This window comes from Sulfuricurvum sp. RIFOXYD12_FULL_44_77 (genome assembly GCF_001830725.1).
Lineage (GTDB): Bacteria > Campylobacterota > Campylobacteria > Campylobacterales > Sulfurimonadaceae > Sulfuricurvum > Sulfuricurvum kujiense_A.
The window spans coordinates 1-4458 of the sequence record NZ_MIBU01000198.1; the positions used below are offsets into that span (position 1 = coordinate 1).

The following is a 4458-nucleotide window of genomic DNA, read 5'->3' on the forward strand; positions in this document are numbered from 1 at the left end:
TAAAAGCAGAGGTGGCAGACAATCGAAATAAAGACCGAATGCTCCATAACCAATCCAAGAGTGTTCAGATGGGGGAGATGCTCAATATGATTGCCCACCAATGGCGCCAGCCCCTTAACGCTATCAGTGCATCCGCCATTTCTGTAGCAATGAAACTCGAACTTGATGAATTAGAACCGGATGACATTCGTGAACACCTTACCTACATCCAGTGGCGGGTACAGAAGATGTCACAAACGATCAATGATTTTATGAATTTCTTTAAACCGGATCAGGAAATACAACAATTTAGGCTCAATGACGTCATGAAAGATATTGAGTCGCTCATGAAAGCGCAATTACAAGGGAGAGGGATCAAAATCCTCTACGATCAGAATAACCCGACTGTAATATCAAGCTACAAAAAAGAGCTGGCGCATGTCTTAATCAATATTATTGCCAATGCACGAGATGCCTACGAGGGGCTCCATCTTGATGTCAAAACAATCACTATCTCACTCACCCAATTCGAAGAAAATACACTGATTATATCGGTGCGTGACTGTGCGGGCGGTGTAAAACCTGAAAACCTCGATAAGATTTTTAACCCTTATTTTACGACAAAAGATCAGGGAAAAGGGACAGGAATCGGTTTGTATATGAGTAAAAGGATCGTGCGAGAGATATTGCACGGTTCTATTGAAGTTGCCAATACCGAGAACGGTGCCGAATTTTTTATCGTTTTTAAAAACCAAGTGATTACTTAACTCTTGTCTGCATTTTTTCTGCATAGTTATTCCTTATACTGTTAAATAAATTTTAATTTAGATTAATAATTTTAAATATATGAAGGAGTATACGATGACTAGGCTAGTTGATACTCATGAACTTCTTAATGATCTAGAACACCCTAAAAAGTTTATCAATGTAGGGGAATATTATATCGGGATCAACCCGACCGAAGTGTGTACGATTTTAGGATCATGTGTGGCGGTGTGTCTGTATGATCGGATGAAGTATATTGGCGGTATGAACCACTACCTTGTTCCATTGTGGAAGGGAAAAGGGGTGCAGAGTCCGAAATACGGAAATATTGCTATCCACCGTTTAGTTGAGGGGATGGTGAATAACGGATGCCGGATCGAAAATCTTGAAGCCAAAATCTTCGGCGGCGGAAACGTTATCAATTCTGTTTCTAACGACGCGATAATGGTGGGGAAAAAGAATATTCTTATCGCCCATGAAGTGCTTGGAGAATACCGTATTCCGGTTATGGCAAAAGATGTCGGCGGAGTCCATGGGAGACATATTGTCCTTCAAAGCGAAACGGGCAGAGTATTACTTAATTACATAAATGAGGAGAGATAGATGAGGATCAATGATACTGCAAAAATCAAAGAGCTAACAAAAGAACTTGTCATTTTGTACGTTGAGGATGAAGAAGATATTCGTCATCAAATGCTTAGTCTGCTACGAATACTCTTTAAAGAGGTGTATGTAGCCAGTGATGGATTCGAAGGGCTAAGTCTATTTCAAAAGCGTTATTACGATCTTATTATAACCGATATCCAAATGCCGAATATGAATGGACTGGATATGGTTCAGCATATCCGTCTTACCCACCCTAATATACCGATTATCATCACTACGGCCTTCAGCGATCAAGAGTATTTCATCCGATCCATTGATCTAAAAATTGACAAATACCTGTTGAAACCTATAGAAGAGGGGCGTGCCAAACAGGTATTTTCCGACATTGCATGGATGATCGATGATCGGAAAAAAGCAAAAGAGTACGAGTTACAGCAGCTGCAGGAGAGAATCAACCGATTATCGGAGAGGATCGTAGCTCAAATAACCGAAAGCTATCTCTCACCGTGCATAATCTACACAAACGACACCGTTCGCTATTTTAACAACCCTTTCTGCGCCATATTTGAAGCGGCAGAATTACAGCGTTTTTTAAAAGGGGAAAATGGGGGAATCCCGTTTGATAAACGCTCCGGCTTTATAGCATCGCTGGAGGAGTATGATAGCAGTGACCCCTCAAAAAACCGAATTTCAGTTTCGAAAAGACAAGGGCGTAAAATCTATCGAATCGTCCGACGTGAGATACATATCGATAATGAAGAGGAGCAGAGTCTCATCTATTTTTTTAACGATATAACCCTCGAAGAGTACCAAAAAATCAAAATCAGATCTTATACCGAAATACTCGAAGAACTAGTAATCCAAACTCGTTATCGTGGTAAAAAAGTGACTGCACTGCCGAGCCCTTTACGTGAAACTAGTGCAAAGGATTATGTTGAAGAGAATAGGGCGGCAGTTGCAGCGGAAGAGCCTGCAAAAACAAAACTCAAAATTGATGATGAGGAGAGCAGACTTTTACGCCGTTCGCATGTTAACAAGACAACCGCAGCCGAGTATGTTAGCGAACTCGATTATGAAATTCTACAGGAGCTACAGGAGCTAGATGAGTTGGATGATGATTTAAAAGAATCAATTTGTCTCTTGCAAGAAGATGCAGAGATCGACGGATTACGACAAATGGCGATACAGTTGGAAACGTATGCTCATGAGATCAGTATGCTTTTTGAATTTGAAGATCTGGCATACGCTATCCGCTCCCTTGCAAAAGTACTTGAAAAAATCGAAGATATTTCAATCGATACGAAAAATATGAAAAAAATTATTTTATTGCTGAGCGGCATACAATCGGATTTGGGTGATTGGCGACGCCATTTGTTTGTGACGCAGAGTGCTTTGGATATCCACTATCTTGACAGTTCGCTATTTAGTACATGTTTGCAAATCGAACTCATTCTATCAGACGAGTCTAATGAAATCGATTCGGCTGAAGACGATTTAGTTCTTTTTTGATTATTAATAGAGTTTGAATAAGTGAGGCTTTCCGATGAATACGATCAAAACACACGAGGCAAAAGGGCATACGAAACTACTCACTGTCCTTTATGTCGAAGACGAATACGAAATACGTGAAAAGATGGTCAAGATTCTTGAGATGCTTTATGCTTCGGTTTTTGTAGCAAAAGACGGTGAAGAGGGGCTGAATATCTATCATAACAATCGCACACGTATTGATTTGATTATTGCCGATATCACGATGCCTCATATGGACGGACTTGAAATGATTGAGGAGATACGACGCGATGATCCGGAAATTCAAGCCATAATTATTACGGCACACAATGAACCCGAATATTTTGTCAAAGCGATCAATACGGGGATCGATAATTTTATCGTCAAACCGGTTGAAATGCAGCAGTTGATGAACGTATTGTCTAAAAGTGCAAAAAACGTCAAAATAAAGAAAGAACACCAAAACTACGCAAACAATCTGGAGATGATGCTGGCAGAAAAAAAGGAGCAGCTGGAGCAATCGTATATGTATGACTCACTGACCGGATGTTTTAAAAAAGAGAAACTCGATCAAATCGTCCAACAACAGCCGGATCACGCATTGATTCTATGCAATATAGATAATTTTGATTCGATTAACTCGACGTACGGCTATGAAATCGGTGATCGGATCTTATTTATGTTTGCCGAATATCTTCAACAACATATTGATAGCTCAAATACCCTTTATCGTGTCGCTTCGGATGAGTTTGTCATTTTTTGCGATACCTCATGTAACGATGACCCTATTTGTCCCGTTGAATCACTCTATCAGGGGATACAAAGTTACATTTTTAAAATTGAAGATATTCTGATCAGCCTTACCTGCACAATCGGTATCGCTTCATCGCCCAATGCTCTCGTAAAAGCGCATGCAGCGATGAAAGAGGCACGTCAAATAGGAAAAAATCGCTATCACGTTTTTAAAGATGACTCTGATTTTATAGCACGACAAAAAAATAATATTGAGTGGATGCGTAAAATCCGCCTTGCCCTTGATGAAGATAGGATCGTCCCCTATTATCAGCCCATTGTCGATAATGCTACCCAAAAAATACTCAAGTACGAAGCGTTGGCACGGATTATCGAAGATGGTAAACCCATCAGTCCGGAACATTTCATCGAACCGGCTAAACTCGTAGGACTTCTCCCTAGCATAACGCATGTAATGATGGAAAAAAGCTATCAAATGTTTGCCGATAAATCGGAATCGTTTAGCATCAATATCACCGAAGAAGATCTCCAAAACGGTAATCTCCTCTCGTTTATGACGAGATTGAGTGAGAAATACGCGATTGAACCCAATCGGGTAACGCTTGAAATACTGGAAAATATTTCTGCAAACGGAACAAACGAATCGATAAAGCAGCTTCAAAAATTTTCTCAAATGGGGTATTTGATTGCCATCGACGATTTCGGAAGTGACAAATCCAATTTTTACCGTATCCATTCAATGCATGTGGACATCATAAAAATAGATTCCGCCTACATCAAAGATATTGACTGCAATAAAACCTCAGAGATGATTGTAAAAACAATCATCTCGCTGGCTCAGGCTAT

At 40.1% G+C, this 4458-nt stretch carries 4 protein-coding genes; all 4 read left to right on the top strand.

Annotation, left to right across the window (positions count from 1 at the left end):
* Nucleotides 1–746, top strand: a 746-nt coding sequence (locus A2517_RS07450; protein ID WP_294895661.1) for a sensor histidine kinase, incomplete at its 5' end; no start/stop codon positions are given.
* Between the two features lie 94 nt (nucleotides 747–840).
* Nucleotides 841–1347, top strand: a complete 507-nt coding sequence (locus A2517_RS07455; RefSeq protein WP_294895663.1) for a chemotaxis protein CheD — start codon at nucleotides 841–843, stop codon at nucleotides 1345–1347.
* Entirely contained in the window at nucleotides 1348–2859 is a 1512-nt protein-coding gene (locus A2517_RS07460; RefSeq protein WP_294895665.1) for a response regulator transcription factor, read from the top strand.
* Nucleotides 2860–2893: 34 nt separating this feature from the next.
* Nucleotides 2894–4458 (top strand): EAL domain-containing response regulator (locus tag A2517_RS07465; RefSeq protein WP_294895667.1); only part of this gene is annotated, 1565 nt, incomplete at its 3' end.